Source organism: Clostridioides sp. ZZV15-6598, from assembly GCF_020657705.1.
GTDB lineage: Bacteria > Bacillota > Clostridia > Peptostreptococcales > Peptostreptococcaceae > Clostridioides > Clostridioides difficile_F.
The window spans coordinates 1-5,426 of sequence record NZ_JAGWCS010000195.1; the positions used below are offsets into that span (position 1 = coordinate 1).

At 27.4% G+C, this 5,426-nt stretch carries 5 protein-coding genes; 4 read left to right on the top strand and 1 reads right to left on the bottom strand.

Features of this window, described 5'->3' with window-relative positions; translation table 11 throughout:
* The first annotated feature begins 383 nt into the window (after positions 1-383).
* Positions 384-974, top strand: coding sequence for a helix-turn-helix domain-containing protein (locus KGF50_RS20190; protein WP_413840640.1), 591 nt, complete (start codon positions 384-386; stop codon positions 972-974).
* Positions 975-1,010: 36 nt separating this feature from the next.
* The gene (gene proC, locus KGF50_RS20195) at positions 1,011-1,814 is read left to right on the top strand and encodes a pyrroline-5-carboxylate reductase (protein ID WP_227849718.1); all 804 of its coding nucleotides are present in this window, start codon (positions 1,011-1,013) and stop codon (positions 1,812-1,814) included.
* A gap of 80 nt (positions 1,815-1,894) precedes the next feature.
* Here proC and KGF50_RS20200 read toward each other — a convergent pair whose 3' ends face one another.
* Entirely contained in the window at positions 1,895-3,058 is a 1,164-nt protein-coding gene (locus tag KGF50_RS20200; protein WP_227849719.1) for a DUF1002 domain-containing protein, read from the bottom strand.
* Positions 3,059-3,325: 267 nt separating this feature from the next.
* On the opposite strand from KGF50_RS20200, the gene KGF50_RS20205 reads away from it, so the two are divergent.
* Both KGF50_RS20205 and KGF50_RS20210 read left to right on the top strand, forming a co-directional pair.
* Entirely contained in the window at positions 3,326-3,802 is a 477-nt protein-coding gene (locus KGF50_RS20205) for a type I restriction enzyme HsdR N-terminal domain-containing protein (RefSeq protein ID WP_227849720.1), read from the top strand.
* A gap of 290 nt (positions 3,803-4,092) precedes the next feature.
* Positions 4,093-4,977: an RNA polymerase sigma factor RpoD/SigA gene (locus KGF50_RS20210; RefSeq protein WP_227432868.1), complete on the top strand. Its 885-nt coding sequence runs from the start codon at positions 4,093-4,095 to the stop codon at positions 4,975-4,977.
* The last annotated feature ends 449 nt before the right edge of the window (positions 4,978-5,426 follow it).

The following is a 5,426-nucleotide window of genomic DNA, read 5'->3' on the forward strand; positions in this document are numbered from 1 at the left end:
GTTAAATTCAAATAAACTATATAATGCAATGTACACAAATTAAAGATAGTAATCTGATAAAAATTATACTAATGAGATTTATATATTATGAACTATATAAATAATAAAGCAAATTATATGAATAACTTAAGTTTTATAATATAAAAGAAGTCATCATAGTCAGATATATTAAAAAATAGAAAAATAATTAATAACTTTTACTAAATTAAGTAGAGACACATATAAAATAAATTACAAATAATGATAAATGTGTAGACAAAAGAAAGTGAATAAATTATATTTATACTAATAAAGTTTTTTTGAGGTGAAATATTATAGATATAATAGCCTATATTTATATTCTTATATTTATATTATGAAAAAATTAAAATTATTTAGGGGTGATGGTTTTGAATAAGGACATAGGAGCAAAAATAAAGCAACTTAGAACTCAAAAACAAATGACACTGAAAGATATGAGTGAGAAAACAAACTTATCAATTGGATTTTTGTCACAACTTGAAAGAGGATTAACAAGTGTGGCAACAGATTCATTAGGTAAAATAGCAAATGTATTGGATGTAGATTTGACTTACTTTTTTATGAAACCAAAGGAGCATAAGAGACCTGTATTAAGAAGTTATGAAAAAGAAGTTTTTGATGTAGAAAATTCAACATTTATACATTATCATTTATCATCTAATTTAAAAGAAAAAACTATGTTGCCAAGATTAATTGAAATTCTTCCGAGTAAAAGTAGTGAAGAAATTTGTTGCTATGTACATAGTGGTGAAGAATTTGTATATGTTTTAGAGGGCACTCTTACAGTGTTTTTGGGTGATGAGCAAATTGAAATGTATCCAGGTGATACAATACACTACAATAGTGAAAAGAACAATCACAATTGGGTTAACTATACTAATAAGATGGTAAGAATTTTAGTGGTGAGTATACCAAATCCATTTGAAAATTCTGATACAGTTAAAGAAGCTTAAAATTTAGTTATTACTTGTTTAAGGAGGCGTATTACAGTGAAAAAAATTGGATTTATAGGTGCAGGAAATATGGCCAGTGCTATGATAGGTGGTATAGTAAATTCAAAATTAGTTGAACCTAATATGGTAACAGCATCAGCATATACTCAAGGGACTCTTGATAGAATACATGCAAATTTTGGCATAAATACTACAAAAGATTCAAAAGAGGTTACTAGAAATTCTGATATAGTAATTGTAGCTGTTAAGCCAGACATATATGATGATATTTTAGAAGAGATAAAAGATTTTGTAGATGATAGCAAAATTATAGTTACAATAGCAGCAGGAAAATCTATAAAAGATATAGAGGCGATTATAGGTGAAAATAAAAAAATAGTTAGAACTATGCCTAATACTCCTGCACTTGTAAATGAGGCTATGTCTTCAATATCTATAAATAAAAATATAAAAGATGAAGACCTAGAAGCAGTGGTAGAAGTATTTAGCTCTTTTGGAAACACTGAAGTCGTACCAGAATATCTTATAGAAGCAGTAATTGGAGCGAGTGGCTCTGCACCAGCATATGTATTCTTGTTTATAGAAGCTATTGCAGATGCAGCAGTAATTGCAGGAATGCCAAGACAACAAGCATATAAATTTGCATCACAAGCAGTTATGGGTTCTGCAAAAATGGTACTTGAAACAGGAAAACATCCTGGTGAACTAAAAGATATGGTATGCTCACCTGGAGGGACTACTATAGAAGCAGTTAAAGTCCTTGAAGAGGAAGGTTTTAGAGCATCTGTTATAAAGGCTATATGTGCATGTATAGAAAAATCTCAAAAAATGAGTGAGTAATAAGAATTTATTGGAAATAAAAAGAATTGCCTTTTATAGAAAATTTCTATGTTAGGCAATTCTTTTTATTTACTTAATTTTTAAAATAAGCCTGAAAGCCAATTCTTTATTTTTTCAAAAAAACCAACTGAGTCATCAGTATTTGATTGATTTTCAGAATTATTAGTTGTGTTGTTTTCACTTGGTTGAGTGTTATCATTATTTTCACTATTATTTTCTGAATTATTTGTATTGTTACTATCATTAGAGTTAGTATTATCTTGTGGATTTATTTGAACACCTTCTGTAGAGTTTATTACAGCATTTGAGCCAAGAGACTCATCATTAGTGTTATTTAAGATTCCCAAATCTTTTTTATCTCCTCCTGAGAATAAACCAGAGAACCAATCTCCTATTCCACCAAACCATCCACCTATAGTATCTAGTATTCCAGAACCTTTAACACTATCACCTAATTTTTTTAATTGTTCGTTTACATTATCTGATACATTATCTAATGTATTTTTCATATTATTGTAATCATAATCTTGGTCAGCTATTTTTTTCATTACACCTTGAATTTGTTCTTTTTGTTCTGGTGTAATAGTAATATTGTAATTGTTTACAACATTATTTATTGTATTAGCTATTTGATTAGTATCCTTTGTACCATTTTTTACAATTTCTGTTTTGATATCATTCATTACACCAGTTGCTTTTTCTTGACCTATATCATCTCCCAAATCACCTGTAACTACTAATTCTTCAGACGCAATTTCTTTTTTTGTTTCGTCAAGTTTTTTTCCTGATGCATCTTCAAATGCTTTCATAATTCCTGTCAATGCACCAGTTCCACTTACAGGATATGGAGCCGCAGCAATAACATTTGCATTTTCAAGACCAGCTGTTGTAAGTGTTGAAGCAATCATTGAGCTAGTTACCCAAGTTAAATTTGCTGTTTTAACATTAATTCCATTGCCATTTGTTGTAGGCTCAACATAAGAGCAAGAAATAGTAACTTTACCAAGTTGGCTCTCTGTTGCAACACCTTGTAAATATTGTCTTTCTTCTGCATTTGTTACATCTAAAACTAAGACTTGGTCTTTTTTAACTCCAAAATAATTAAGCATTTGTTGTTTTTGAGATTCTGATAAGTTAGCTCCAAGTGTAACAACATTTGTACCATCTGCATAAGCAAGGTTTAAACTTCCAAACACAAGCATAGTAGATATAATAATAGAGCTAATTTGTTTTTTAAACTTCATAATAATCCTCCTAGATTTAACATACATTACATTTTCAATATATATTTTTACTAATATATTGAATAAAAATATGTGCTACATTTCTATTATACTAAATATAAACTATTTTTTAAATCAATGCGATTACAAGTTTGTAATAAAAAAGGTAATATAAGGTAAATAATAAAAAAATTATTTTTATAAGAGATTGAAAAAACAATTAATGTAGTATACTATAATATAGAAATGATTATGATAATGCTATAGAATCGGAAGGAGAAAAAATAAATGTCAAAAGAATTAGTAAAAGACAGAGTAATAAAATATTTAATAGAAGATTTATTAGTACCTCAGGATATGATTGATACAAATGTTGAATTAGCAGAATTCGAAGAAGGTGCAGAGGGAACTTTAGATATTATTGTAAATGTTAAAGATGATGAGGATTATTATGCTCCAGTAATGATAGTACAGTGCTTAGATGATGATGTAGAATTAGAAGGGGAAGTTTTACAAAAACAAATAGAATTTCTAGAAGAAGTAGATAACATAACTATGTCTGGTAGATTGGTTTTAACTAATGGTGATGCCATGATGTATGCTGATTGGAGAGGCGAAGAATATGATACTGAGGCAGCACTTCCAACTTATGATATAATGGTAAAAGAGTTTAATGAGATGGAACAACAAGTTAAAGATTTAGAAGAAGAACATCATCATCACGATGAAAATTGTGGATGTGGATGCAATCATCATGAAAAGTAAATAACAAGCATATATATTAAAAAAGACTGTTTAATTAACAGTCTTTTTTTAGACATATATCAATTTAAAAACTTAGGATATAACAATATATAATAAAATAAATTATATATATAAGGAGGATATTAGGGGTAGAAGTAGAATAATAATATAGGTATAGTTTTTATAACTTTGTATACATAATATACAAAACAACTTATTTGAAGAAGGGGATATTATGTAATTGTAGATTATGTAGTTTTAAATTATTTATTTTTGTTTTAGCAAATTCTATGAATAGAAGGGGTTTGATTATGGATACTAAAAAAGAAAATAATTATGAAAATTATATTTGTGTGGGTTCATCAAATGTATCAAATGCGATGAAAATGTATTTAAAGGAAATTGAGGAATACAAAATGTTGTCAGCGGGAGAAGAGGTAGAGCTGGCAAAGGAAATAATCAACTCATCTTCAGTAGCAAAGGAAAAGTTTATAAATTCAAATTATAGGTTGGTAGTGAGCATAGCAAAAAGATATAAAAGAGATAGTATTGATATGCTAGATTTAATTCAAGCGGGAAATATAGGACTCATAAAGGCAGTAGAGAAGTACGATTATAAAAAAGGATACAAATTTAGCACTTATGCTACATGGTGGATAAAACAAAGCATAACAAGATATATTGATGATTGCGAAAATACTATTAGAATACCTATACATCTTCACCAAAGAATAAATTTTGTAAAGAAAAAGAAACAAGAACTTTTAAATGTATTATTAAGAGAACCAACTGTAGATGAGATTGCAGATGCTTGTGGTCTTGAGGTTGAGAAAGTATTGGAATTATTAAAACGAGATAAAAATGTTGTATCTTTAGATACACCATTAAAAGAAGATGAAGATAGTAGTTTAGTTGAATTTATACCATCAGATGCCGATTTTAAAGATGTTGTAATGCATGAAGTGGAACAACATAATTTAAAAGAAAAAATAGAAGAATTACTTACAGGTCTTGGAGAACAAGAACAGCAGGTTTTAAGAATGAGATTTGGCATTGATGATGATGACCCTAAGACATTAGAGCAGATTGGAAAAGTGTTTGGAGTTACTAGAGAAAGAATAAGACAAATAGAAGCTAAAGCAATAAGAAAATTAAGACATCCAAGTAAATTAAAACAATTAAAGCATTTTTATTAATATTTTAAAACGAATATAAAAGAAAGTAGGAGAATGATTCTCCTACTTTTATTTTTTCTATATACAATTGAAGCAATACAATATAGCTGTAAATATTATAGAATGAATTCATATGATATGCTAATATTTAAACCATATCTCCAATATGTATTTAAGATTATTAAGAACAAATTAAAAAAATTTTCTTTAAATGAATAGTTATTTAGTAAAAGTGATTAAAATTTTTCAAAATAGATAAAATATGATAAAATATAACTTAAAAAAGACGATAAAAATGATTATATATTTTCCATATGTGGAGATTATTAAGTTATAAGAAATGAATAAAATGAAATTTAAAGATATAGACAATATAAATGTTTTTGTTTTATCAAGATTAGAAAATGATAACTCCATTTCTGTGAATTCAATTAAATTTACACTATTAGATTTAAATTGTAATTATAGAA